Raw genomic sequence first — 25,699 nt, forward strand, 5'->3', positions numbered from 1 at the left:
ATTATTAACGTATGAAACCCCTCTCATTTTACATCCTTAGTTAGCATACAATAGGCAAGAATCAATGTCAATGAGTGGTTAGTGAAATTTGTCACAGGTTTGTAATTATTAACGAATTGTTCACAAATTATCTTTTTTATACTATTGACATCCATTTTATTTTACTTATTGCTCTCTGTTCACTCAATAAGTAACGTCTTTTCTACCCGATCTTCCCTTCCATCCCTTCTCGCAAAGATTATCGCTTTATACACTCCTTTAGGCGGTAAGTTCTTCCTCAATACATCTTTTTTGATCAATCCCGAGGGTGCCGGTCTCGACCAATCCAAATATCCAACGAATTTCAAGCTATCTTCCTCATAAAGAGCAATCCCGAATTCCTCAGCCCCCCGAGGCAGGTACATTTCATATCGATATGTGCCTGCTTGGTCTCCTTGGCCAAAGTCAAACCCCATTACCCTCGGATAATCTGGCTCTTCCTTTACATATAAATAAGGAAGGGAAATTTTTTTCGTTCCTTCCATTATAATAAGGTAACCATCAAAGACCCCTTTTCTAAGTTCGGCCGGGTTAACTTGCAGCCCCACTTTAATCTTTTTCTTTTCCTTCGGTTTCAAAATCAGGGATTTCGGCAATTCCCAAGTGAGTCCTCTCTCTTTTAATGGAACCATAAAAGAGTAATTCCTCATCTGCTTTCCTGTGTTTTCAATGACTATCGTTTCATGATGCTCTTCAATTCCTTCTTTTTTCGTATACATCCCAAAGGATAAAGAGCTTGGATTCAAGAGCGTATCCGCTTTTAATGCTTCATCAATCCGGATGCGGCCAGCTCCCTGTTCATATGTGTGATAAAATTGATTGGCCGTTTTCCTTAATGGCTTGGAAGTGCTCATCAATGCTGATTTGACTTGATCAGGAGTCCATTCAGGGTGCTTTTGCAAGATTAGAGCGCACGCACCTGTAACATGCGGTGCAGACATACTTGTACCATCCAGGGACATATATCCTTTAGGAATGGTGCTTTCGATCTCCACTCCCGGAGCCAACACATCCGGCTTTATTCCCCACGATACGGTTACAGGGCCTCTTGAGCTAAAATCGGCGAGTCTATCTTGCTCGTTTTTATAAACAAATTGAACGGTTTTGCTATGCTTTTGCTTCAGGAACTTCTTCAGAAGCATTCCATCCCTTCTATTAATAGAAGCTGCCGGGATGTTCATTTTTTTCTCTAAACTTCCAGTGAATGTACCGCTTGTATTATTATAGATAATTACACCTTTTGCACCTGCCTTTTGTGCATAGGATACTTTCTGCTGAAAGGTGAGGATACCTCGTTCCACCAACACAATCTTACCCTGAACATCCTTCAGATCTTTTTCATTTCCAAGTCCCCCGTATATCACATCTTCCGAAAACGTCAGGTTCCATTTCTTAGAACCTTGAAATAAAGTTAAATGGGTTTTATACTTTTTTGAACCGAGTCCGTAAATCATATATGGAACCTTTAAGGGAGGTGTCGATGCTCCAACGGAAATCGCTTTTTCCGCTGTACCGGGCGACCCGACGGTCCATACAGCAGGACCGGAATTCCCATTTGATGTCACGGCAACGATGCCGCTTTCGACTGCCTTATTCAACGCAAGAGATATCGGTAAATCCGGCCCATTCACGTTATTTCCAAGAGAGAGGTTCAATACATCCACTTTATCCTTCATTGCTGACTCAATAGCTGTCAAGACTTGTTCTGTATCTCCTGCTCCGCCCGGTCCCAATGCCCGATATGCATATATCTCCGCATCTGGAGCGACGCCTTTCATTTTTCCATTGGCTGCTATGATACCGGCCACATGAGTTCCATGTAATGTATCTAGATCTCCTTGATTTTTGGTTTCCATCGGATCTTCATCGTCATCAACTAGATCTTTACCTCCTTTATAAGCACGTTGTAAATCCGGATGTGAATAATCAATCCCTGTATCGATAATTCCTACTTTTATCCCTTTCCCTGTGATTCGACGGTTCTCCTTATCAAAGAAACCCCTCACTTTGTCTCCTCCTATGTATGGGACACTTTCATCCAATACGGCATGATACATGGATACTTCAGTAACAGTCTGAATATCATTCTCCTTTTTGAGTTGTTCTATTTCAGTATTTTTTCCATGGAGGGAAAATCCATTCAGGGCAACCGAATAAACAGTCCGTAATTGAAGGGATGGATATTTTTCAAGCAGTTTATTGATCTTTTTTTGTTGAAATGCTGTATCCATCGTGACGACAACCGTTACTTTCTTGGATTCGGATAGTTTTGGTAAGGGCGGCAGAATGACGGAGGCTACTCCCTTTTCACTTGAATAAATAAACATAAAAAGGAAAACAAACACTATGAACCTTTTCTTTCCCAACATAATCATCATCCCCTTAGCAGTTATCTTTTCTCAACAGCCTTGGAGTATGCAAATAAAAAAGGAAAAGCCGCATGGCTTTTCCTTTTTTATGAGTCAAATCTAGTTGGTGGCACTTTTACTTGCTTAAAATAGTAACGGATGGCTTCAGCTATGCGGACCGAAGCATTTCCGTCCCCATATGGGTTTGAAGCCTTTGCCATTTTTTTATGCTCTTCTTGATTGGTAAGCAATTCATGTGCCATATTAAATATGGTCTGTTCATCAGTACCCGCCAGCCTTAAGGTTCCAGCTAATATCCCCTCTGGGCGTTCAGTCGTATCCCTTAAAACAAGAACAGGTACTCCAAGTGATGGCGCCTCCTCTTGGATTCCTCCAGAATCGGTCAAAATCAAATAGGCTCTTGAAGCGAAGTTATGAAAATCCAATACATCCAGCGGCTCGATCAAATGAACACGCGGATCGTCCCCGAGAATTTCGTTTGCTAATTCTTGAACAAGCGGATTTAAATGGACAGGATATACCACTTGAATGTCATCATGCTCGGCAATGATTCTTTTGACTGCCCTGAAGATATTCTTCATGGGTTCCCCTAGATTTTCTCTGCGATGAGCGGTAAGTAAAATGAGCTTATCCTCTCCCAGTCCATTTAAAACAGGATGAGAATACGAAGAACGTACAGTCGTTTTTAAAGCATCGGTTGCCGTATTTCCCGTCACGAAGATATTATCTCTCTTGTTTTCATTCAGCAAATTCTCTTCCGCTTTTGAAGTGGGCGCAAAATGTAAATCCGCCATCGTACCGGTAAGTTGTCGATTCATCTCTTCCGGGTATGGAGAATACTTATTCCAAGTGCGCAGCCCAGCTTCTACATGTCCAATGACGATCTGATTATAAAAAGCTGCCAGACTTGCGACAAACGTTGTCGTTGTATCACCATGGACAAGAACAATATCAGGTTTAGCTTCCTTCATTATGGAATCAAGACCACTTAATGCTCTTGTTGTAATATCAGCCAGCGTTTGCCTTTCTTTCATTATGTTCAAATCATAGTCTGGTTGTATGGAAAATAATTCAAGAACTTGATCTAACATTTGGCGATGCTGAGCCGTAACAGCAACGACCGGATTGAAATATTCTGGGTGTTTTTGAAATTCGAGTACTAAGGGAGCCATTTTTACAGCTTCTGGTCTCGTCCCGAAAATTGTCATGACCTTTATCGGTTTGTTCATTCGTGACACCTCAGTTTCTTTCCTTTATTTTGTGCCGAATAAACGATCTCCCGCGTCTCCAAGGCCTGGAACGATATAACCATGTTCATTCAGTTTTTCGTCAAGTCCTGCAATATAAATATCTACATCAGGATGGGCCTCTTTCAATGCTTCCACACCTTCTGGTGCTGCAATCAAACACATGAATTTAATATTGACTGCACCGCGCTTTTTAATAGAATGGATCGCTTCGATGGCAGAACCGCCTGTAGCTAACATCGGGTCAACGACAATGCATTCTCTTTCTGCCAAATCACTCGGCATTTTCGCATAATATTCAACAGGTTTCAATGTTTCCGGATCACGGTAAAGACCAACATGGCCAACCTTTGCAGCAGGAATCAATTTAATGATCCCGTCCACCATCCCTATGCCCGCACGTAAAATCGGGACGATTCCCACTTTTTTACCAGAAAGCATTTTCACTTTCGCCGTGCTTACCGGTGTTTGGATTTCCACCTCTTCCAGCGGCATATCCCTTGTGATTTCAAATGCCATCAATGATGCGACTTCATCCACTAGTTCGCGGAATTCTTTTGTTCCTGTATTTATATCACGTATATAGGCTAATTTGTGTTGAATTAACGGGTGATCGAAAACATAAACTTTTCCCATTTAGCATCTCTCCAATTCCATTGCTTAGTTTTGCGTTTTTTTATGATTTCCCTAATCGAATAGAAAAATATTCGTGTCGTTTAAAATTCACTTCAACCTATTTTACAGAAAAACGTTTAAATCTTCAATAAAGGTTTAGATGTCAGACCTATTTTCACTATTCGGATTCTTCTAACACATTGACCTTCCAGAAGGTACAAAAAAAACCGCTCCCTTTAAATGGGAGCGGCTCCGATATTACAATGAAGTATATAAATCAAATTTATTCGTTAATGTTTCAACACGCTGTTTTGCTTCTTCAAGTGTAGCTGCATCTTCATTGTTTTTCAGAACAAGTCCGATAATTGACGCTATTTCATCCATGTCTTCCAACCCGAAGCCACGTGATGTCACTGCCGCAGTCCCAATACGAATACCACTAGTAACGAATGGTTTTTCCGGATCATAAGGAATTGCATTTTTGTTAACGGTAATACCGATTTCATCCAAAACGTGTTCTGCAATTTTTCCTGTTAATCCTGTAGATCGTACATCAAGAAGAATTAAGTGATTATCCGTTCCGTCAGAAACAAGGGTGAATCCTTCTTTCTTCAAGCCTTCGCCCAAGCGTTTAGCATTGTCGATGATTTGTTGTGCATACACTTTAAAATCATCTTGAAGCGCTTCGCCGAATGCAACAGCCTTAGCGGATATTACATGCATCAGCGGCCCGCCTTGAATTCCAGGGAAGATGGATTTATCAATTTTCTTACCGAATTCTTCTTTACAGATGATCATCCCTCCGCGTGGTCCGCGAAGTGTTTTATGAGTAGTTGTCGTTACAAAGTCAGCATAAGGAATCGGACTTTGATGTAATCCCGCCGCAACTAAACCTGCGATATGCGCCATATCGACCATTAAATAAGCCCCAACTTCATCTGCAATTTCACGGAATCGCTTGAAATCAATTTCTCGTGGATATGCACTTGCACCAGCTACGATCAATTTCGGTTTGTGCTGACGTGCTTTTTCCAATACGTCATTGTAATCGATACGGTGATCTTTTTCGTCTACACCATATTCAACAAAATTGTAGTTAACGCCACTGAAGTTAACTGGACTTCCATGTGTTAAGTGACCTCCATGGGAAAGGTTCATCCCAAGCACTGTGTCTCCAGTTTGAAGTACTGTAAAGTAAACGGCCATATTAGCTTGAGCTCCAGAGTGAGGCTGTACGTTCACATACTCCCCGCCGAAAATTTCTTTCGCACGCTCACGCGCTAGATCTTCAACGATGTCGACATACTCACATCCGCCATAGTAGCGTTTTCCAGGGTAACCTTCTGCATACTTATTAGTTAGGACCGACCCTTGCGCTTCCATGACAGCTTCACTCACGAAGTTTTCAGAAGCAATAAGCTCAATTTTACTTCTTTGACGCCCTAATTCCAGTTGAATTGCGTTAAACACTTGCTCATCTTGCTTTGCTAAACGATTCATTCCGTAATTCCTCCCCAAATTGTGCGTGATTCGCTTTTTAGTATTTATGTGCAACATGTCTTCAAAAAGACATGAAAAAGCCTTACCTATAGTTATTAGAAAATTCTATTCCATTTTAACATGTCTATTTTAGAAGTGATAGTCTATTTTTATCGAACATTAAATGTTTTTTCTTTTAAAAACGTTCGTATTTGACATCCATTTCAAGCTGAATAGCCCTTTTACCCTATATTTGATTAGCGAAAAAACCATTCGATTAACGTAAGATAAAAACTTTTTTATTGTGAATCTTACTATTAACCTTTACATTTTTTTATCTTTTTAACAAATTATACAAAAACAGCATTCCCCATCCGAGAAATGCTGTCTCACTTACCTATAAGTTTACGTACACCTCTTGTTTTCGGAGCTGTCCCGATAAACGGCTCGCTCTCCGCCAATCAGTTTCGGGCGGGTTTTTGCCATGGTCACATGTGCATGTCCTATTTCTTTAATGGTAGATCGAACAGGAACGGCCACATGTTTTAGATGCATGCCAATGAAGGTGTCCCCAATGTCTATCCCAGCTTCCGCTTTAATATGCTCAACGACGACAGCATCTTTCCATTGTTGATAGGCGTACGTTGCCATCGATCCCCCAGCTGTTCTGACCGGTACCACCGACACTTCTTCATAATCTTTTCGAACCGCCGTTTCTCTTTGTAAAACCAGGGCCCTATTTAGATGCTCACAACATTGAAAAGCAACAAAAACGCCCGTTTTTTCTTGAAAATCCTTCACTACAGAAAAAATCATCCCCGCAACATCAAGCGTTCCTTCGGTCCCAATTCGCTTCCCGATCACTTCACTCGTACTGCAGCCGATTACCAATAGCTGTTTCTCTTTTAAAGCTGCCTCTTCTTGAAACTCATTCAATAGTATCCGAAACTGGTTTTCCCATATATCAAGCTCGTTTGAAATTGTAGCATCACTTGTCATGAAAACGCCTCCTTTCAATATGAAAACTTGCTGTTGGAAGAAAAGAGAGGTCTTTCTAGCTCTTTTTCCACAACCTTAACGATTAGCTGTGTTTCCCTTCATACTCGGCTATCTTACCGATCCTGTTTTGATGACGACCGCCTTCAAATTCCGAGGTCAGCCATGTTTGTGCAATTTCCCTGGCAAGACCCGGGCCAATTACACGTTCCCCCATTGCTAACATATTGGTGTCATTATGCTGACGGGTCAATTTCGCACTATAGACATCATGAACCAAAGCACATCGTATCCCTTTAACCTTATTCGCTGCAATGCTCATCCCAATTCCTGTGCCACAGATTAAAATTCCACGATCAAACTCACCATTTGCTATTTTTTCTGCAACCGGCAGGGCATAATCCGGATAATCCACTGACGTACTGCATTCACAGCCAAAATCCTCATATGGAATCTGTAACTCATTCATTAAATTCTTTATTTCTTCACGGATATGAATACCACCATGATCCGAAGCAATCGCAACTTTCATCAAAATCCTCCTCTTGCTTTTTATTTGATTTTATTGTGTCACAAAATTATGAAAAGATAAAGGATGGCCGACGTTTTTTAAGCGCATAAAAAAGCAGGAAACCGGCTTAGGTTTCCTGCAGGAAAATCTCAAGTGTGAAAGCGAATAATGGTCCTATTCAATTTTTCCGCTTGCTCTTTAAGTTCCATCGCCGATTTTTCGACGTTTTCCATGACGATTGCTTGCTCGTTCGTCGTAGCCGTTACTTCTTCCGCTCCAGCAGATGTTTCTTCTGCAATCGCAGCCACTTCTTGGGACTGCCTTGATGTTTCCTCTACACTTTCCATTTGAAGGTCAACAAGCTCAGTAATATCTTTTACCGCAACGACAACATTATGTACCGTTTTTGTCATTCCACGAATCGCCATATCCGTATCGGTCCCCTTTTGGGCTGCTTCATTTGCAGAGATGACCTGATCGTTGATTTGTTTCACAACAGCCTGGACCTCAACTTGAATATTTTGGACTAAGTTCGAAATGCCTTGAACAGCCTTAGCACTTTGATCTGCTAACAAGCGGACTTCTTCAGCGACAACAGCAAACCCTTTTCCATGTTCACCTGCCCGTGCAGCCTCAATGGAAGCATTCAGTGCCAGCAGGTTTGTCTGAGCTGCAATATTGCCGACAAGCTCGATGATTCGTTCCACCTTTTTGGCATTTTCTTCTAAACGCTTGACTGTTTTCAGCGACTGTTGATTTTCTTCAGCCAATTGTTTAATGCCATCAACCAAGGATTTGACCACCTCTTTACTCTGAATGAGTTAATTAGCCATTTCACTGGACAATCCAAATGATTCCTGTGCTTTAGTTTGAACCTTTTGGGCAATTGTGATGACATCATCAATGGATTCTGCAGTATTCATGATGGAAGTGGCAGATGTATCTGCCCCTTTTGAAATTTCCTCAATGGTTCTTGCTATATTTTCAGCCTGTTCCGATGCTTTGGAAGATTCTCGCGAGATATGGATGACCTTTTGGTTGGTCTCATGGAAATTCTCTTCAATATTTTGAACCATTTCCCGCAGGTTAGAAAGCATATGGTTGAAAGCAGTGCCTAATGAACGGATTTCATCATCCGTCTTCGACAACACGACTTCTTCACTTACCCTTCCCTCTGCCGCACGTAACACAACTTTTTCTAGTCTTTGCAGGGGTTTAGTAATAAGGCCGGCTGCAAAAAACGCAAGAATTCCTGACCACAATATACCTAACATCAGCGTCACTACATTAAAACTTAGCGAACTCATTTTTTCAAAAAACATAGGATGGACCACGAATATGAAAAATGCCGAGCTCGAATACGTGATCAGAGCAAGGACTGTGATGAAGATAACTAATTTTTTTCGCAAGCCAAACTTATAACGTGTTCTTTCCGCCATTCTTTTCCCCCTGTAGACTGTTTACTCTTTCAGCCGTATAACTAATTCTTCTATTAGCTCTTGCAGTTGTCTGAACGTTTCCCGATAAAGGTCTTCTGAACCACCAAATGGATCTATTATGTCTCTATCATATTTATCGTCAATAATGAATTCTTTTAAAGTAAACGTCTTATCAATTATTTTGGGGTTTGCTCTGATAATGACTGCTTTATGCCCTTCCGTCATGGTGAAAATATGAGTAGCCCACTCCATTTCCTTCTCGGATAAAGGCGTTGAATAATGGTTATGCACTATATCATTTTCAGTTATAACATTTTTAGCATGCATTGAAGCATCTTGGCCAGCTGAAGCATAAACACCGGCGGACTTCACTTCAACCCCCGCAATATTCTTATTTTTTAAAATCGCTTCTGCCATGGGGCTTCTGCATGTGTTGCCTGTACATACAAATAATACTCGAATCATGTTAACGCCTCCTTTTTTATTCATTATAAGCTATCACCCCAAATCTTCTCCCTTTATTGAGATCGTCATAAAAAAATAAAAACCGCCCCGGTAATCGGAACAGTTGAGGAAGGAAAGATATGTAGTTACATACATTAAAAAGAGAACAATAATTTCAAACCAAATGCACATAGAATGCTTCCTCCAAGTATCTCACTATAAACACCAAGCAATCCCTGCATTCTTCTTCCAAGCAAAAGCCCTGCCCACGTTAAAAGAGTGGCGGCCATCCCAAAACACAGAATCGTCAAAATCATCTTCGCACCATAAATTCCAAGGGTCAATCCCACCGAAAAGCTATCCAAGCTTACGCCTAAAGCAAAAATGAATAGACCTTTCCCAACAGGTGCCAGCATCTTATTTTCCCTGCTACCGGCTTCACCCTTTTTACCTGGGATAAACATCTGTATGCCAAGAACGATCAGCAATAGACCTCCGGCGTATGTAGCAAAGGTCCCGAATTTCTCTGAAATGAAACGGCCTGCCCCCATACCAAGCAAGGGCATCCACATATGAAAAATGCCTACTATCAGCCCTATATAAAGTATTTGCCTTAACCTCAGCTTAAACATTCCCATTCCAAGGCCGACTGAAAAGGCATCCATTCCCAACGCAAATGCCATTAGCAATAAGGTGATGATTTCTCCAGCAAATGTATTCATTCCAATCCTCCCTCGGACGTGCCTACTACATGTTATGCATGTCCGAAAAGAATTAGAAGAATAAATCAGTCCTTATTACACATATTCCTCGATGATTTGATGACCTGCAGCCTTCTCAAGTCGATTCATGATCGCAGCCCCTATTCCTGAATCAGGAAACATTTCACTGAAAATGATATCGACATCCAACTCATCAAATTTTCGTAAAGTATCATATAACCCCGTGGCAATTGTTTGCATGTCCGCTAATGAACCAGGGACAACCACATAATCCGCTTTATATTCCTGTTGATGTTCGCGAGCTGTTATGACTCCGACCTTTAACCCGTCACTTCTTTTTTCATCCACAAGCTTTTGTAGGAATGCTTGTTTACCCTTGACTAAGTAAAGAGGGGCTTTCGGAGCATAGTGGGTATATTTCATGCCCGGAGCTTTTGGGGCCGTCTCCTGATTCCTCAAATCAATATCTTGCCCAACTTCCCCTATGACTGCTTCCAGTTGTTCTAGAGTAACCCCGCCAGGCCGTAAAATAACAGGAACTTCCAGTGTGCAATCCAGGACTGTGGATTCTACACCTACACCTGTAGTCCCGCCATCGACTATACCTGCAATTCGTCCCATCAGATCATCTTCGACATGTTTAGCTGAAGTGGGACTCGGTTTCCCTGAAGTATTTGCACTCGGGGCAGCAATGGGCAAATTACTCGCACGAATAAGACCGAGTGCGACCTGATGATCTGGCATCCTGACTGCCACCGTGTCCAATCCTGCAGTCACAAGGTTTGATAGCTGGCCCGGTTTTCGTTTCATGATCAAAGTCAAGGGACCCGGCCAAAATTCTGCCATGAGCCTCCGTGCCTGCTCCGGAATGTCTTCAACAATATCTAACAGCTGGTCTTCAGAGGCTATATGAACGATTAAAGGATTATCACTCGGACGCCCCTTTGCTTCATACACTTTTTTGACCGCCTCGTCACTTTTGGCATTCGCACCTAATCCATAAACGGTCTCTGTAGGGAAAGCAACCACTTGATTAGCCTTTAATAATTCCGCTGATTGTGTAATCTGGGGATAACTTTGTAAATTATCCACATTTTTATCCACTGACCAAACTTTCGTTTTCATCTTAAACACCATCGCCTTTTAACATTTCTTATTTTATATAATCGCTTTTATATGAACGATATTTTCAACTTAACGTACTAATTTTACTTAAAAGTACCTTGAAAGTATAAAAGAAGTATACACATAATTCAAGTGTTATCCACAAATTGTGGATAAACATATCGAAACGGTGGATAAGTTTGTGGATATTAAAGATTAATGACAGACTTTTTTGATATTTTGTTAATAACCCTGTGGATATGTTTTATTTAATCGCAAAAAATGAGGGCAGCTGCCCTCACTTTAAAAAATTTCATTGAAAATTTCCGCAAACAAGGACTTCACTTCTACCTCAGGCTCCTTATCCCCTTCATATAATTGTTGACCTTGCTTACTTGAATCCGCAAGTTTATCTTTGTTTTCTTCAACATTCCCATCAATGATTTCCTGTGTTACTTCTTCCTTCCCTTCTACTTCTATCACTTCCTCTTTTACCTTCGGCTCTATAACCTCACCTTTTACCGTTACTTCTTGAGATTCCTCAGGTGCTTCCTCTTTTACACTTTCCTTTATAACTTTTTCCTCTGATTCCTTTACATTATCATCTATGACTTCATCTTTAACTTCTTCCTCCGGAACAGTTTCTTTCTCTTCATTCGTTGCAGCATACGCCTTTCCATTCGTAGTTACGGATCCTTCATCTTCATCTTCAACAATCGGGCTTTGACTTACAGCCGTCCCATTTGAAAAATCCAAGAAACATAATGGGGGGAATAACACACACCACCAATTGGCCCCTTCCCCTTCACCAAGGGTGATAATCACAGCCTCATACTCCCCTGCAGGATATAAATATTGCCCGTAAAGTTTCGTTGGAAATTTCGCTTGTCCAAAATCTACTTTTACTGACTGTTCCAAACCATTTTCCTTTACGACTGCTTCCGCCGTCGCTTGAATATCAGGTAAATGGGAGGTAATCACATCTCTTGCATCTTCCAAAGATGTAAGCTCCGCAACCCACTTCGTTATATCTTGATTTACTTTATCCCTGATCAGCCGCTTAACCGCTTGATCCTCTTCTGTATCACTATTAGCAAGTATCCGCAGACGGATTGCTTCATCCGGGATCACCATCGTTTCTTCAGCGCTTGCCGTTTCGACCTTAGGCATATATATACTCACAATCGTTCCTATTGTTAAGATTAATAGATAAATAATGGCTAAATGTTTTGTTTTCATCGCCTTCGCCCCCTCACATGAATTAGTCTCACCATTTTGCAGCTATCTTAAACTAGTAAAAACAAAAAAAGTTGATAGCTGGAAATATAGATTCCTAATTGGATTATGAGGTTGGTGTACATAAAAAAACCGTCTCATAGTAGAGACGGGTTCAGAACATTGCTTGAAACGTAGGGCACTCACTTTCCGCGGACGGTCCCGCCCTCTCGGCGCCTTTGCGCCTTGGCGTCTCTCTTGGACGCGTATTCCCGCAGGAGCCTCACTCACCCGTTCCAAGCAACTTGTTTTTAAAATGTAGATGAACCCTCATTTTAATACAGCAAAGACCATTCGATCTTTTTCGTTAATATCATTTTCAATGGATACTTCCGCCCCAGGAAATGTCCGTCTCAGTAAGTCGGCAACCGCCTGCCCCTGACCATTCCCCACTTCAAAACCGACCAATCCTGGCACCTTCATGATTAGCGGTAATTGTTCCATAAAGCGGCGGTAAAAGTCCAGACCATCGACACCGGCGAATAAGGCGCGATGTGGCTCATGGCCCGTTACGACTACAGACATGGATTTTTGATCATCATTTGGTATATATGGCGGATTCGATAAAAGGATGTCCACCTTCTGGTTTAACTTAATGAATGGCAAAAGCATATCACCTTGCATAAATCGCACGGCGGCACCAAGTGATTCAGCATTTTTCCTCGCCACTTCAATTGAAGGCTCTGCTATATCCGTGGCCGTCACCAACAAGTTTGTTTCCTCAAGCTTCATCGTAATGGCGATAGCGCCGCTGCCTGTCCCAATATCCGCTAAACTAAGCGCCTGTCCCTCCTTAAAAATTGCCGGGAGCTTACGCAGTGTATAATAAATCAATTCTTCTGTTTCAGGTCTCGGTATCAGCACTTCTTCATTCACAAAGAAGGTCCGCCCATAAAACTCTTCACTTCCTATTATATATTGGACGGGTGTTCCATGAGCATGCAACTCAACAGCTGCCTTAAATTGTCCAAAAACCGCTTCACCGAGCTCTTCATGCATGTTCGCTAGGAGCTGGGAACGAGTTTGTTTTAAAAAATGCTGTAACAGTATTTCCCCCGCATTGGAATCCCGATCGTTTTCCTTTAAAAAAGAAGAAGCCCATTTAAGGGCCTCAAATACTTTCAATGCAGAATCATTCATCCGCATTTTCCAACCTTGAAGATTGGTCTTCCATGATTAAAGCATCCACGATGTCATCCAGTTTACCTTCCATGATTTGATCCAGCTTTTGAATCGTTAAACCAATACGGTGGTCGGTAACGCGGTTTTGCGGAAAGTTATACGTGCGTATCCGTTCAGATCGATCGCCCGTTCCAACAGCAAGCTTCCTGTTTTGATCATACTCCGCCTGCACTTCGCGATGGATTTTATCATACACCCTGGCACGCAATACTTTCATTGCTTTTTCTTTGTTCTTGATTTGTGACTTTTCATCCTGACAAGATACAACGGTATTAGTCGGAATATGCGTCAATCGCACGGCTGACATTGTCGTATTGACACTTTGCCCTCCCGGACCACTTGATGCAAAGGTATCGACCCGCACATCCTTATCATGGATTTCCACTTCTACTTCCTCTGCTTCAGGCAAAACGGCAACAGTGGCTGTAGATGTATGAATCCGTCCGCCTGATTCAGTTTCAGGAACTCGCTGAACTCGATGGGCTCCATTTTCGAATTTCAATTTAGAATAGGCTCCATTGCCGTTAATCATGAATATGATTTCCTTGTAGCCTCCAAGACCCGTAGGGCTGGCCTCAATGACTTCAGTCCGCCAACCCTGGACCTCGGCAAAACGGCTATACATCCGATATAGGCTACCAGCAAATAAGGCCGCCTCATCACCGCCTGCAGCACCGCGGATCTCCATAATTACGTTTTTATCATCGTTAGGGTCTTTTGGAATGAGCAATATTTTCAGCTTATCTTCAAGACCTTGTATCATCTCTTCAAGTTCGTTGATCTCATCTTTAACCATTTCACGCATATCCGCATCAAGTTTATCCTCGAGCATCGCCTTAGCTTCCTGGAGTTGCTCACGAACCGCTTTATATTCTTTATAAGTCGATGCGGTTTCTTGAATGCTGGATTGCTCCTTCGAATATTCCCTTAGCTTCTTCGAATCATTAATGATTTCCGGGTCACTCAATAGTTCATTCAATCTTTCATATCTATCTTCTACTGCTTGCAATCGATCAAACAAATTATTCACCTCATAAATTTTCCAATTCATCTACATAATGAATTGGAAGTAATCCATCTTTTTTTACTATAAATAAGTAGTTCAGTGCCCCAGCTCAGTTCACTTCTAGGTTAATTATAGTATAGGTGAATAATCAACGTCAAAGAGGATTCAAGGTTATGGTCATTTCTTTAAATCAATATCTATATTGTAGCTGGGCACGCCCCTGGTTATCAGGTCCTTCAATCGCTTCTTTTCCTTGTTTCTTTCTTCCTCAGTCTTGATTTCACCTTTATCATGGACCGTAACATGTATGGTATTGCCATTAAACATAACGGTGCCTGCCTCATAATTCGTTTCCGACTTAATGATTTCTCGGATTTTCTCTATTTCCTGCCCCATGGATATAGAATTATTGGATGTATGATGCGGAGTGTTGAGGACTTGATCCGATGGCCGTTCCGCTTCATTGTCCCAATCATCATTGGACACTCGCTTTAAACCTTTGCCCACAAAATCTTGGCCATCCCGGGTTTGATCCCCATATTCCGAATCATTATTTATTGCATTGTCGTTTTGACCGCATGCTGTTAGTGCAGCAAGAAGAAAAGCCGTCATAAAAAGCAGTATGGATTTCATATTTTTCCCTCCAATTTGAATTTTTAAGAAGAACATTTCCTAAGTTAGCCTTCCCAACATGGGGCAATATTTAATCTTTTATTTCCTTACCATGTATTGGTCCCACCACACTATCCGCCATACTTATTACCAAGTTTTTCACATAGTTCTTATACACTAACTTTTTATCTTCGCATCAGAAGAATAACGATGTAGAGTACACCATTCTTTTCATCCACTTCCCTAAAATTCAAAAATGCCCTATGATCTCTTGGATCATAGGGCATCATCATTCAAATATGTTCTTTAATCCCAGCCGCCTGCTTACCTGGAACTTCGTGATGATGGCGGCAACGTGGCTCGTATGATTCCGATGCACCCACAAGAATGATCGGCTCATCATAGGAGGCCGGCGCCCCATCAATCAAACGCTGTGTCCTGCTCGCAGGTGATCCGCACACTTCACACACAGCCTGTAGCTTAGTCACTGATTCTGCTAGCGATAATAGAACAGGCATAGGACCGAATGGTTCACCTCTGAAATCTTGATCGAGTCCAGCCATAATCACTCGATAACCGCTGTCCGCAAGATGCTGGGCAACCCCGATAATTTCATGATCAAAAAATTGAACTTCATCTATTGCAATGATATCCAGGGGCTTGTCCAAACACTTAAAAATATCCGTTGAATGGGCAATCGGTTTTGCCATCACAGAAGAGCCATTGTGTGATACGACAGCCTCTTCCGCATAGCGATTATCTATAGCTGGTTTAAATACAGCTATTTGCTCTTTAGCAAATTGAGCACGGCTGACTCGTTTAATCAATTCCTCAGATTTACCTGAAAACATGCTTCCGCAAATAAGCTCGATCCAGCCTGTTTGTTTCATTACATACATGGAAACAGCTACTCCCTTCCACCTGTCGATCCCTTGGCCATAATTGAAGTGGACCCGGCTTTATATAAATTCTTACTTGTTTATGAAAAAGAAAAAACAGGCAAGAAAAATACTTGCCTGTTTTTTAAAAAGTCCGGCTTATTTAATACCGTATTTTTTGTTGAAACGATCAACACGTCCGCCAGCTTCAGCGAATTTTTGACGACCAGTATAGAATGGATGGCACTCTGAACAAGTCTCAACTTTGATCTCTTCTTTAACTGAACCAGTTTCAAAAGTGTTTCCGCAAGAGCAAATTACTTTTGAAAGCTTATAATTTGGATGAATTCCAGTTTTCATTCTTTTCATCTCCTTATGCCCTGAATCATTCGAAACAGAGTTATATACTTCAAGTTGAGGGAAAAACACCCTCACATTTATTGTAAAAACACATGAACTCATTATAACAACTTAAGACTAGTTGTGCAACTGTTTGTTTCTAACAGGGTTTAAGAACGTTTTACGCTCGCTGGCCCCTTTTTCATTTCTGACATCTCTTCATCCAACTTACTGAAAAATTCTTCATTACCTTTTGTCTGTTTTAGACGGCGAAGGAATTTCTCTGAGAAATCAGGTGAATCTGACATCGTTTTCCTAATGGCCCATAGTTTATCCAGGCGATCTTTCGGAATTAACAATTCCTCTTTACGAGTGCCTGAGCGGCGAATGTCGATCGCCGGGAAGATACGTCTTTCGGCAAGGGCACGATCTAAATGAAGTTCCATATTACCAGTACCTTTAAATTCCTCATAAATGACATCGTCCATCCTTGATCCCGTATCCACCAAAGCTGTAGCAAGAATCGTCAAGCTACCGCCTTCTTCGATATTTCTTGCAGCACCGAAAAAGCGTTTTGGACGGTGGAATGCAGCAGGGTCAATCCCTCCGGATAGTGTACGCCCGCTCGGCGGAATGACAAGGTTGTATGCACGGGCAAGACGAGTTATGCTGTCCATTAAAATAATGACATCCCGTTTATGCTCCACTAGGCGCATCGCACGTTCTAACACTAGTTCTGCCACCTTGATATGGTTTTCCGGCACTTCATCGAACGTTGAACTTACCACATCACCAGCAACGGAACGTTCAATGTCCGTCACTTCTTCCGGACGTTCATCGATCAATAGCACAATCAATTCCGATTCAGGGTGGTTCGTTGTTATCGCATTGGCAATTTCTTTGATAAGCATCGTTTTACCAGCTTTTGGCGGTGCGACAATCAATCCTCGCTGTCCAAAACCAACCGGTGCCAGAACATCCATAATTCTTGTTGATATGTTCTTCGGTGTAGTTTCCAGTTTAATTTGCCTGTTTGGATACAGTGGTGTTAAGCCCGGGAAATGAACTCGCTCTTTAGCTGACTCTGGATTATCGCCATTGACGGCTTCAACATGCAACAACCCATAATAGCGCTCGTTTTCTTTCGGAGGCCTTACCTTACCGGACACTTTATCTCCATTTCGCAAATCGAATCTCCGGATTTGTGAAGCAGAAATATAAATATCCTCCGAGCTTGGAGAATAATTAATTGGACGCAAGAAACCGAAGCCCTCAGAAGGGATGATCTCTAAAACGCCCTCCATGAATAGGAGACCATCCTGCTCAGCTTGTGCTTTTAGGATAGCGAAAATAAGTTCCTTTTTTGAAAGTTTGCTGTAATAGGAAACTTTATATTCACGCGCGTGCTCATAGAGATCCTTTAGTTTCATGTTTTCTAAATTAGAAATAGTTAAATTCATTATGACACCACACTTTTATTAATTAAACGTTTTCACCCATACTGAAAAAGAAATGGTTTGTTAGATGGAAGAAAAACCGCAATCCATGTACCCGACCAGAGTTTTCTTAGAAAGGATGATACATTTTTACATGTAAAGAAGAAAATTATTTGAAGGCTTCTTGAAGTTTGGAGTGAAAGGGCAGATTTTATATATATCAATCAATTAATAGTAGACCAAGCTTTATTTTACTTTTTTTATTTTAATTATTCAACTTAAATTTTTTAAAAGAGAAAGCGAGCGATGGAACCGCTCGCTTTCTCTCGGTGTTTTTTCTGAAAAACGATCTCAGTCTATCAAACCATTTGGTTTAATTTTTAGACTATGACGCCCATCAATGAAGCGAACTGTTCCTGATTTGGCACGCATGACCACGGATTGTGTTTCGCCGTAATGCCCTTTAAATTGAACGCCACGTAAAAGTTCCCCATCCGTCACACCTGTTGCAGCAAAAATTGCGTCATCTCCGCGAACAAGGTCTTCCATTCTTAGAACTCTTCCTAAATCTAGGCCCATTTTTCCACAGCGTTCCACTTCTTCATCACTTTGAGGAAGAAGCTTACCTTGGATTTCTCCACCGAGGCATTTTAAAGCAACAGCTGCAATGACACCCTCTGGAGCTCCGCCTGAACCGAATAAGATGTCAACACCAGTAAGATCGAAAGCCGTATTGATGGCTCCCGCTACATCTCCATCGTTAATCAACTTAATACGTGCCCCTGCTTCACGAAGTTCATGAATGATTTTCGAATGACGATCGCGGTTCAATACAGTGGCAACTACGTCTTGGATATCTTTATTTTTTGCCTTAGCTACCGCTTTCAGGTTGTCCAATACAGAAGCATTGATATCAATCTGACCTACAGCCTCAGGACCAACGGCTATTTTATCCATATACATATCCGGTGCATGAAGCAAATTCCCTTTATCGGCTATAGCCAAGACAGCCAAAGCATTCCAGCCGCCTGATGCAACGATATTCGTTCCTTCTAATGGATCCACCGCAACATCCACTAGTGGCCCAAGACCAGTACCAAGTTTTTCGCCAATATAAAGCATTGGCGCTTCATCCATTTCCCCTTCACCGATTACAACTGTTCCTTGCATAGGAATTGTATTGAAAACATCCCGCATTGCAGAGGTTGCTGCATCATCTGCTTCGTCTTTCTTTCCTCTTCCCATCCAACGAGCAGAATTCAGTGCCGCCGCCTCTGTTACGCGAACAAGCTCCATCGATAAACTTCTTTCCATTTCCGGTTCCCCCTCATGTACAATAGCATGATTTATTTATATATTAGTATAACACATTATATCATATATAGTAACACAATGAGGTAACAAGAAAAGGGATCAGCTTTTCAGCTGCTCCACCTCTTCTTGTGTCATTTCTTCACGCCAAATCGTTGCTCCCAAACCTGAAAGTTTCTCAACTAGATGGCTATATCCACGATCTATATGTTCAAGCCCGGTCACTTCAGTAATCCCTTCGGCCATTAAGCCAGCAATGACTAAAGCCGCTCCGGCACGTAAATCGCTCGCCTTCACTTTTGCTCCATGAAGTTGGACAGGACCATCAATGATGCCCGCTCTGCCCTCGACCTTGATCTTAGCATTCATGCGTCGCAGCTCATCAATATGCTTAAATCGTGCCCCGTAAATCGTATCTGTCACCATGCTCGAACCACTTGCTTTTGTTAAAAGAGACGTGAAAGGCTGCTGAAGATCTGTCGGAAAGCCAGGGTAAACCAATGTCTTAATATCAACGGATTTATATTTTTCTCCTGGTGAGACAAATATCTGATCATCACCGGCCTCAATATTTATACCCATTTCCCTCATTTTAGCAGTCAATGACTCCAAATGCTGGGGGATGACATTATCAATCAAGATTCCTTCACCGACTGCAGCGGCTAAAATCATGAAAGTCCCTGCTTCAATCCGATCTGGTATGATCGTATGTTTACACCCATGCAAACTTTCCACACCATCAATACGAATGATATCTGTTCCGGCACCCTTGATTTTCGCACCCATATTAGTCAACAAAGTGGCAACATCAATGATCTCCGGTTCTTTCGCAGCATTTTCGATCACGGTGCGGCCTTTGGCCAAAACGGCGGCAAGCATAATATTAATCGTTGCCCCGACACTAACGACATCCAAATAAATGCGTGCGCCCCGTAGCTCGTCCGCCCTTAGGTAAATGGCTCCTTGTTCATTCGTCACCTGTGCGCCAAGTGCTTCAAACCCTTTTATATGCTGATCTATTGGGCGAGGTCCTAAATGGCAGCCACCAGGCAAGCCAATCACTGCCTTCTTGAATTTACCAAGCATAGCCCCCATTAAATAATAAGAGGCACGTAACTTCTTCACTCGTCCATTGGGAAGAGGCATTGAAATCATCTTGCTGGGATTCACTGTCATTTCTCCATCATCAAAGGAAACCTCGCCGCCAATTTCCTCCATTAACGCTTTCAGCATCTGTACATCCGATATATCAGGCAGGCCTTCAATCGTTACAGGAGAGTCCGCTAAAATTGTTGCAGGGATAAGGGCGACCGCACTATTTTTTGCACCGCTGACACGAATGCTTCCCTTTAAAGGATAGCCACCGGCAATTTTAAGTTTTTCCATAATATACTCCCTTCCACGCTAAGCACTTAGAAGCTACTTTTCAAAAGTAATATTTTACCACAAGAAAATTGCATAATCCGACAACATTCACTATCTAGTTCTTTAGTTTACACAAAAGTAGAAAATTCATGTAAAAAAAGATAAAAATTTCTAATTTATGTTAATTTTTATTTTACCGGTGCAATCTATAGCGACTTAGCGGCAAGGAATTATGCTTCTGTACGTGAATTCCAATCCTTCAAGAAAGCTTCAATTCCTTTGTCCGTTAATGGGTGGTGGAATAATTGCATTAAAACTTTATAAGGGATTGTTGCAATATGCGCTCCTTTAAGTGCCGCTTCCGTAATGTGCATCGGATGGCGGATAGAAGCTGCAATGATCTCGGCATTGATATCATGGATTGCAAAGATATCAGCAATATCCGAGATTAAATCCAAACCATTTTGGCCGATATCATCCAAGCGCCCTAAAAATGGCGATACGTAAGTTGCTCCAGCCCTAGCAGCCAATAATGCTTGGTTAGCACTGAAAATAAGGGTTACATTTGTTTTGACACCCTGTTTTGTTAAAGCTGCAACAGCCTTCAAACCGTCTGGAGTCATTGGTACTTTAATCGTGATATTAGGTGCAATTGCAACAAGTTCTTTCGCTTCAGCCATCATTCCTTCAAAATCAAGCGCGATGACTTCTGCAGAAACGGATTCCTTAACAAGGTTTGTGATTTCTTTAAGGCGGTCATGGAAAGAAACTCCCTTTTCTCTTGCAACAAGGGATGGGTTAGTCGTAACTCCTGCTAAAACGCCAAGTTGGTGCGCTTGTTCGATTTCTTCCATGTTTGCTGTATCTATAAAGAATTTCATAAATTATCCTCCGTATGTAATCGATTTTTTTCATTCTCTATTTTTCGAAATCTAATTGTTCAAAAAATAGAGCTCCTATTCCGCCCTGCATTTAAAAGAAACCATTGGAGGGGATGCCCCCCAATGGAGTTATTACCTTTGTTTTCATGCATTTAAGGGATGTAAGCCCTGGTTGCATTTGAAATTATGCTTTACCGTTTGAACCAAATTCACGAATTTTGCCGATGACAGTTTCCTTAATCGCTTCACGGCCAGGAACCATGTATTTACGCGGATCGTATACTTCTGCATCGTTATTTAGAATCTCACGGACAGCTTTTGTGAAAACGATTTGGTTTTCCGTATTCACATTGATTTTTGATGTTCCAAGTGAAATGGCTTTTTGGATATCTTTAGTAGGAATGCCTGTGCCGCCATGAAGAACTAAAGGTTTTTGAGTTAAATCCCGTACTTCTTCCATTTCTTTATAGCCAAGGTCAGGCTCACCTTTATATGGCCCGTGAACGGATCCCAATGCTGGAGCAAAACAATCAACATTCGTTTCCTTAACTAATTGTTCACATTCTTGAGGATCCGCATATACGACTCCATCAGCGATTATATCATCTTCTTGTCCACCAACTGTGCCGACTTCTGCTTCAACGGAAACATTTCGTGCGTGAGCGAATTCAACAACCTTCTTAGTTGTTTCGATGTTTTCTTCAATCGGATGATGTGATGCATCGATCATTACTGAAGTGAATCCAGCCTCGATGGCTTCTTTACATTTATCAAAACTTGAACCATGGTCAAGGTGAATGGCCACAGGAACTGTAATTTTCATGTCTTCCAACAATCCTTGAACCATCATGACAGTCGTTTTGAAACCACCCATATGCCGGGCAGCCCCTTCGGAAACACCAAGGATGACTGGAGATTTCTCTTCTTCTGCAGCAGCTAGAATAGCTTGAGTCCATTCCAGGTTGTTGATATTGAATTGACCTACTGCATATTTTTCATCAAGAGCTTTATTCAGCATATCTTTCATAGAAACTAAAGGCATTCGATTTCCTCCTACTAGTGGGTGTTTTTATTTTTAAAGTTAATTCTTTCTAGATATTCCCTAAAACCAAAGTAGCATACGCTTATTAATCAGAATATCTCTCCTCTTTTAGCATATCAATACATCAAAAAAACAGCAACAAATACACTATATCGCGTCTCAAATTTCATTCCAAAAAAACACGGCCCATCTTAAAAAGATAGCCGCGACAATTCTTCAGTCCATCCTATTAAATTTCAGACCATTAACTGGACTGAATAGGTAAATATTCACGAACGGCTTTTCTGATATCATCAATATCAAATGGCTTTGCAAAATGGGTCATTGCCCCTAAATCTTTTGCTTCTTGAATCATATCAAGTTCACCATATGCGGTCATGATTATGACCCGGATATCCGGATCGACCACTTTCATCCTTTTCAGGATCTCTATGCCATCCATTCCCGGAATCTTCATATCCAGTAATACAAGATCAGGTGAATGATTATTTAGCACTTCCAGGGCTTGAATGCCATTTGCGGCTTGAAATGTTTCGTACCCTTCTTTATGTAAAACCTCGTTCAATAAAATACGTATCCCAAATTGATCATCAACAATTAATATTTTCCCTGACATTTTATCACCTCTACTCTTTCAGATTTTATAAAATTAAATGTATCAGCCTAATCGACATATTACCCAAAAAAGGGTAGTTACATAGATTGCGTCAAATTGTGAGGCCTAATGCATTTATTCTCATTCATGATTTCTTTGTTCATATTCGATAATTGTAACAAAATTCCTGCTATATAGCTAAAAGGAATTTTAATTTTTTTGTTTTTTCGATCGATTTAGTAAATTCAACCCTTAGGATCAAAAGCCCCGAAACCTGTCAATGCAAGGGAAAGTCCTTTATAATAAAGGTACTATTTTTTAAAGGAGTCCCTGATCATGTTAAAAATTTTCTCAACACAGATAAGCGGTTTATTTAAAAAAATGATTGAAAATGAAACCTTTGAAATGGAGGATGCCGGTCGCCTGCTCGCCCAGGCCGCGGTTGGGGATGGCTCCATTTTCATTCACGGTTTTGGTGAAATGCAAGGTGTCACTGCCGAGGCTGTGGAAGGGGCAGAACCATTTCCAAGCGTAAAAAGGTACGAAGAAGGCGAAACCATTTCCCGAGAAGATCGTTTTCTTATATTCAGTCGCCATTCCGATGATATGGAAGCATTGAAGCTGGCACAACAACTAAAGGAAAAAGATATACCATTTGTTGCGGTATCTACATCCGTTCCTCCTAAAGAAGATTCTCTTTCAGAGCTGGCTGACGTACATATCGATTTACGAATCCAACGAGGATTGATTCCCGATGAAACCGGCAATCGATATGGGTACCCCACCCTCATTGCTGCTCTTTTCGCTTATTATGGAATTAAATTCACACTTGAAGAAATTATACGAGAATATAAAGATGAAGAATAATTATTAAACAAAAAAAACAGCCCAAAGGCTGTTTTTTTTTGTATTAAAGTTTTTCGCTGCGCTTTAAAGACATACCGACGAAGTCACGGAATAGTGGCTGTGGACGGTTTGGACGTGACGTGAATTCCGGATGGAATTGAGAAGCCACAAACCAAGGATGATCTTTTAATTCAACGATTTCAACTAGACGACCATCTGGGCTTGTACCGGAGAAGATGAATCCTGCCTCTTCCATGGCCTGACGGTAATGGTTATTGAATTCATAACGATGACGGTGACGTTCATAAACAACCTCGTCATTATATGCTTCGTATGCTTTAGTTCCTTCGATAAGCTTACATGGATATAGACCAAGGCGCAGTGTACCACCCAAATCTTCTACATCCTTTTGCTCAGGAAGAAGATCGATGATTGGATCTGGAGTATCCTCTTTTATTTCAGCTGAGTGTGCTTCCGGCAATCCTAATACGTTACGTGCATATTCAATCGATGCCAACTGCATGCCTAAACAGATTCCGAAGAATGGTGTTTTTGTCGTGCGGGCATATTCGGTAGCTATAATTTTCCCTTCGATTCCACGGTCTCCAAATCCACCAGGAACAAGGATTCCATCTGAATCTTGAAGAAGCTCTGCAACATTTTCTTTTGTTACATCTTCAGAATTCACCCATTCGATTTCAACATCTGCATCAAATGCGTAGCCTGCATGCTTAAGTGCTTCCACTACAGAAAGATAAGCATCTTGCAATTCAACATATTTTCCGACAAGCGCGATTTTCGTTTTCTTTGATAAAGAAGTGACCTTTTTGACAAGTTCCTTCCAATCTTCCATATCCGCTTCGCCACAGTCCAATTTCAGGTGATCACAAACGATTTGGTCCATATTTTGTGCTTGAAGCGCAAGAGGGATGGAGTAAAGCGTGTCCGCATCAAGACATTCAATAACTGAATTTTTATCGATATCGCAGAATAAAGCGATTTTATCCTTCATATCTTGTGAAATTGGGCTTTCTGTACGTGCAACGATGATATTCGGCTGAATGCCCAGACTGCGTAATTCTTTTACACTATGCTGTGTCGGTTTTGTTTTCATTTCACCAGCAGCTTTGATGTAAGGAACAAGTGTACAGTGGATATACATCACATTATTGATTCCGATATCACTTTTAATTTGGCGAATCGCTTCAAGGAATGGAAGAGACTCGATATCCCCTACAGTACCGCCAATTTCAGTTATGACTATATCCGCATTCGTTTCATTACCTGAACGGAAAACCCGTTCTTTAATTTCATTCGTTATATGGGGAATGACTTGAACTGTTCCGCCTAAATAATCGCCGCGTCGTTCTTTTCTCAGGACGGTTGAATAAATTTTACCTGTCGTCACATTGCTGTGTTTACCAAGGTTGATATCAATAAAACGCTCATAGTGTCCTAGATCCAAATCCGTTTCAGCGCCATCATCCGTCACAAACACTTCACCATGTTGATATGGACTCATCGTACCAGGATCCAAGTTGATATAAGGGTCAAACTTCTGAATCGTAACATTCAATCCCCTATTTTTTAAAAGTCTACCTAAAGAAGCGGCAGTTATCCCTTTTCCTAAGGAAGAAACTACTCCACCTGTCACAAAAATATATTTTGTCATCTCATATCCTCCTATAGAATGTTTTCTTCCAATGCTGTTCACCATGAGATCGAACTTGCATCAGATCGCCGCCATATAAGCGGTTAAAAGCAAAAAAAACGTAAACAAGTACAAACCATTAATCACTTAAAGGTCTTTAGTGAGAGTCATGCAGGATGCATGAACAAGAGAAAATTTCCTTAAATGACAGTAAAACAAAATATGTTCTCTATAGTTTTTACAATTCTACGAGAAATCATTTTTAAAAATAAAAAAATGATGTCATTTATTCATTCCATCATTAAAAACAAAAAC

23 protein-coding genes and 1 pseudogene are annotated in these 25,699 nt (G+C 41.2%); 1 reads left to right on the forward strand and 23 read right to left on the reverse strand.

Annotation, left to right across the window (positions count from 1 at the left end; all coding sequences use genetic code 11):
* Positions 1-179 precede the first annotated feature (179 nt).
* The 22 genes and pseudogenes from ACFWE9_RS00185 to ACFWE9_RS00290 all read right to left on the reverse strand — a co-directional run bounded on the left by ACFWE9_RS00185 (position 180) and on the right by ACFWE9_RS00290 (position 22,908).
* A complete protein-coding gene (locus ACFWE9_RS00185) occupies positions 180-2,408 on the reverse strand; it encodes a S8 family serine peptidase (RefSeq protein ID WP_377355287.1) in 2,229 nt (742 codons plus the stop codon).
* A gap of 86 nt (positions 2,409-2,494) precedes the next feature.
* Positions 2,495-3,637, reverse strand: coding sequence for a non-hydrolyzing UDP-N-acetylglucosamine 2-epimerase (gene wecB / locus ACFWE9_RS00190; protein ID WP_230159212.1), 1,143 nt, complete (start codon positions 3,635-3,637; stop codon positions 2,495-2,497).
* 24 nt (positions 3,638-3,661) lie between these two features.
* Complete coding sequence (upp, locus tag ACFWE9_RS00195; protein ID WP_034315825.1) at positions 3,662-4,291, reverse strand: uracil phosphoribosyltransferase; 630 nt, start codon at positions 4,289-4,291, stop codon at positions 3,662-3,664.
* 237 nt (positions 4,292-4,528) lie between these two features.
* Entirely contained in the window at positions 4,529-5,770 is a 1,242-nt protein-coding gene (locus ACFWE9_RS00200; protein WP_230159211.1) for a serine hydroxymethyltransferase, read from the reverse strand.
* 384 nt (positions 5,771-6,154) lie between these two features.
* Entirely contained in the window at positions 6,155-6,748 is a 594-nt protein-coding gene (locus tag ACFWE9_RS00205) for a TIGR01440 family protein (protein WP_230159210.1), read from the reverse strand.
* An 82-nt stretch (positions 6,749-6,830) separates the two neighbouring features.
* Positions 6,831-7,277: a ribose 5-phosphate isomerase B gene (gene rpiB / locus ACFWE9_RS00210; protein WP_377355288.1), complete on the reverse strand. Its 447-nt coding sequence runs from the start codon at positions 7,275-7,277 to the stop codon at positions 6,831-6,833.
* A 128-nt stretch (positions 7,278-7,405) separates the two neighbouring features.
* Positions 7,406-8,695: pseudogene (locus ACFWE9_RS00215) on the reverse strand (methyl-accepting chemotaxis protein).
* Positions 8,696-8,716: 21 nt separating this feature from the next.
* The gene (locus ACFWE9_RS00220) at positions 8,717-9,160 is read right to left on the reverse strand and encodes a low molecular weight protein arginine phosphatase (protein ID WP_230159207.1); all 444 of its coding nucleotides are present in this window, start codon (positions 9,158-9,160) and stop codon (positions 8,717-8,719) included.
* Between the two features lie 134 nt (positions 9,161-9,294).
* Positions 9,295-9,861: a manganese efflux pump MntP gene (locus ACFWE9_RS00225; protein WP_230159206.1), complete on the reverse strand. Its 567-nt coding sequence runs from the start codon at positions 9,859-9,861 to the stop codon at positions 9,295-9,297.
* A 75-nt stretch (positions 9,862-9,936) separates the two neighbouring features.
* A complete protein-coding gene (locus tag ACFWE9_RS00230) occupies positions 9,937-10,986 on the reverse strand; it encodes an L-threonylcarbamoyladenylate synthase (protein ID WP_377355289.1) in 1,050 nt (349 codons plus the stop codon).
* Positions 10,987-11,268: 282 nt separating this feature from the next.
* Complete coding sequence (spoIIR, locus tag ACFWE9_RS00235) at positions 11,269-12,204, reverse strand: stage II sporulation protein R (RefSeq protein WP_377355290.1); 936 nt, start codon at positions 12,202-12,204, stop codon at positions 11,269-11,271.
* Between the two features lie 306 nt (positions 12,205-12,510).
* Positions 12,511-13,380, reverse strand: coding sequence for a peptide chain release factor N(5)-glutamine methyltransferase (gene prmC, locus ACFWE9_RS00240; protein ID WP_377355291.1), 870 nt, complete (start codon positions 13,378-13,380; stop codon positions 12,511-12,513).
* The gene (prfA, locus tag ACFWE9_RS00245) at positions 13,373-14,443 is read right to left on the reverse strand and encodes a peptide chain release factor 1 (protein ID WP_483878208.1); all 1,071 of its coding nucleotides are present in this window, start codon (positions 14,441-14,443) and stop codon (positions 13,373-13,375) included. The genes prmC and prfA overlap by 8 nt, the downstream gene beginning before the upstream one ends.
* A 162-nt stretch (positions 14,444-14,605) precedes the next feature.
* On the reverse strand, positions 14,606-15,061 hold the full coding sequence (locus ACFWE9_RS00250; RefSeq protein ID WP_230159202.1) for a hypothetical protein: 456 nt from the start codon (positions 15,059-15,061) through the stop codon (positions 14,606-14,608).
* 272 nt (positions 15,062-15,333) lie between these two features.
* Entirely contained in the window at positions 15,334-15,939 is a 606-nt protein-coding gene (locus tag ACFWE9_RS00255; RefSeq protein WP_230159201.1) for a thymidine kinase, read from the reverse strand.
* Between the two features lie 138 nt (positions 15,940-16,077).
* Positions 16,078-16,278, reverse strand: coding sequence for a 50S ribosomal protein L31 (gene rpmE / locus ACFWE9_RS00260; RefSeq protein WP_034315847.1), 201 nt, complete (start codon positions 16,276-16,278; stop codon positions 16,078-16,080).
* Between the two features lie 149 nt (positions 16,279-16,427).
* Positions 16,428-17,717: a transcription termination factor Rho gene (gene rho, locus ACFWE9_RS00265; protein WP_063234168.1), complete on the reverse strand. Its 1,290-nt coding sequence runs from the start codon at positions 17,715-17,717 to the stop codon at positions 16,428-16,430.
* 327 nt (positions 17,718-18,044) lie between these two features.
* On the reverse strand, positions 18,045-19,007 hold the full coding sequence (gene glpX, locus ACFWE9_RS00270) for a class II fructose-bisphosphatase (RefSeq protein ID WP_230159200.1): 963 nt from the start codon (positions 19,005-19,007) through the stop codon (positions 18,045-18,047).
* 99 nt (positions 19,008-19,106) lie between these two features.
* Entirely contained in the window at positions 19,107-20,390 is a 1,284-nt protein-coding gene (locus ACFWE9_RS00275; protein WP_230159199.1) for a UDP-N-acetylglucosamine 1-carboxyvinyltransferase, read from the reverse strand.
* 209 nt (positions 20,391-20,599) lie between these two features.
* Positions 20,600-21,250 (reverse strand): fructose-6-phosphate aldolase, encoded by a 651-nt coding sequence (fsa, locus tag ACFWE9_RS00280; protein ID WP_230159198.1) that lies wholly within the window; start codon positions 21,248-21,250, stop codon positions 20,600-20,602.
* 184 nt (positions 21,251-21,434) lie between these two features.
* Positions 21,435-22,292, reverse strand: coding sequence for a class II fructose-bisphosphate aldolase (locus tag ACFWE9_RS00285; RefSeq protein WP_230159197.1), 858 nt, complete (start codon positions 22,290-22,292; stop codon positions 21,435-21,437).
* 244 nt (positions 22,293-22,536) lie between these two features.
* Positions 22,537-22,908 carry a response regulator gene (locus ACFWE9_RS00290; protein WP_061465740.1) on the reverse strand — a complete coding sequence of 124 codons (372 nt, stop codon included), beginning with the start codon at positions 22,906-22,908 and terminating at the stop codon, positions 22,537-22,539.
* 315 nt (positions 22,909-23,223) lie between these two features.
* Here ACFWE9_RS00290 and ACFWE9_RS00295 point away from each other — a divergent pair, with 315 nt between their 5' ends.
* Positions 23,224-23,754 carry a DUF2529 domain-containing protein gene (locus tag ACFWE9_RS00295; protein ID WP_230159196.1) on the forward strand — a complete coding sequence of 177 codons (531 nt, stop codon included), beginning with the start codon at positions 23,224-23,226 and terminating at the stop codon, positions 23,752-23,754.
* A gap of 43 nt (positions 23,755-23,797) precedes the next feature.
* Here ACFWE9_RS00295 and ACFWE9_RS00300 read toward each other — a convergent pair whose 3' ends face one another.
* Positions 23,798-25,405 carry a CTP synthase gene (locus ACFWE9_RS00300; protein WP_230159195.1) on the reverse strand — a complete coding sequence of 536 codons (1,608 nt, stop codon included), beginning with the start codon at positions 25,403-25,405 and terminating at the stop codon, positions 23,798-23,800.
* Positions 25,406-25,699 lie beyond the last annotated feature (294 nt).

The sequence above is a fragment of the Peribacillus sp. NPDC060253 genome (genome assembly GCF_042727425.1).
Taxonomy (GTDB): domain Bacteria; phylum Bacillota; class Bacilli; order Bacillales; family DSM-1321; genus Peribacillus.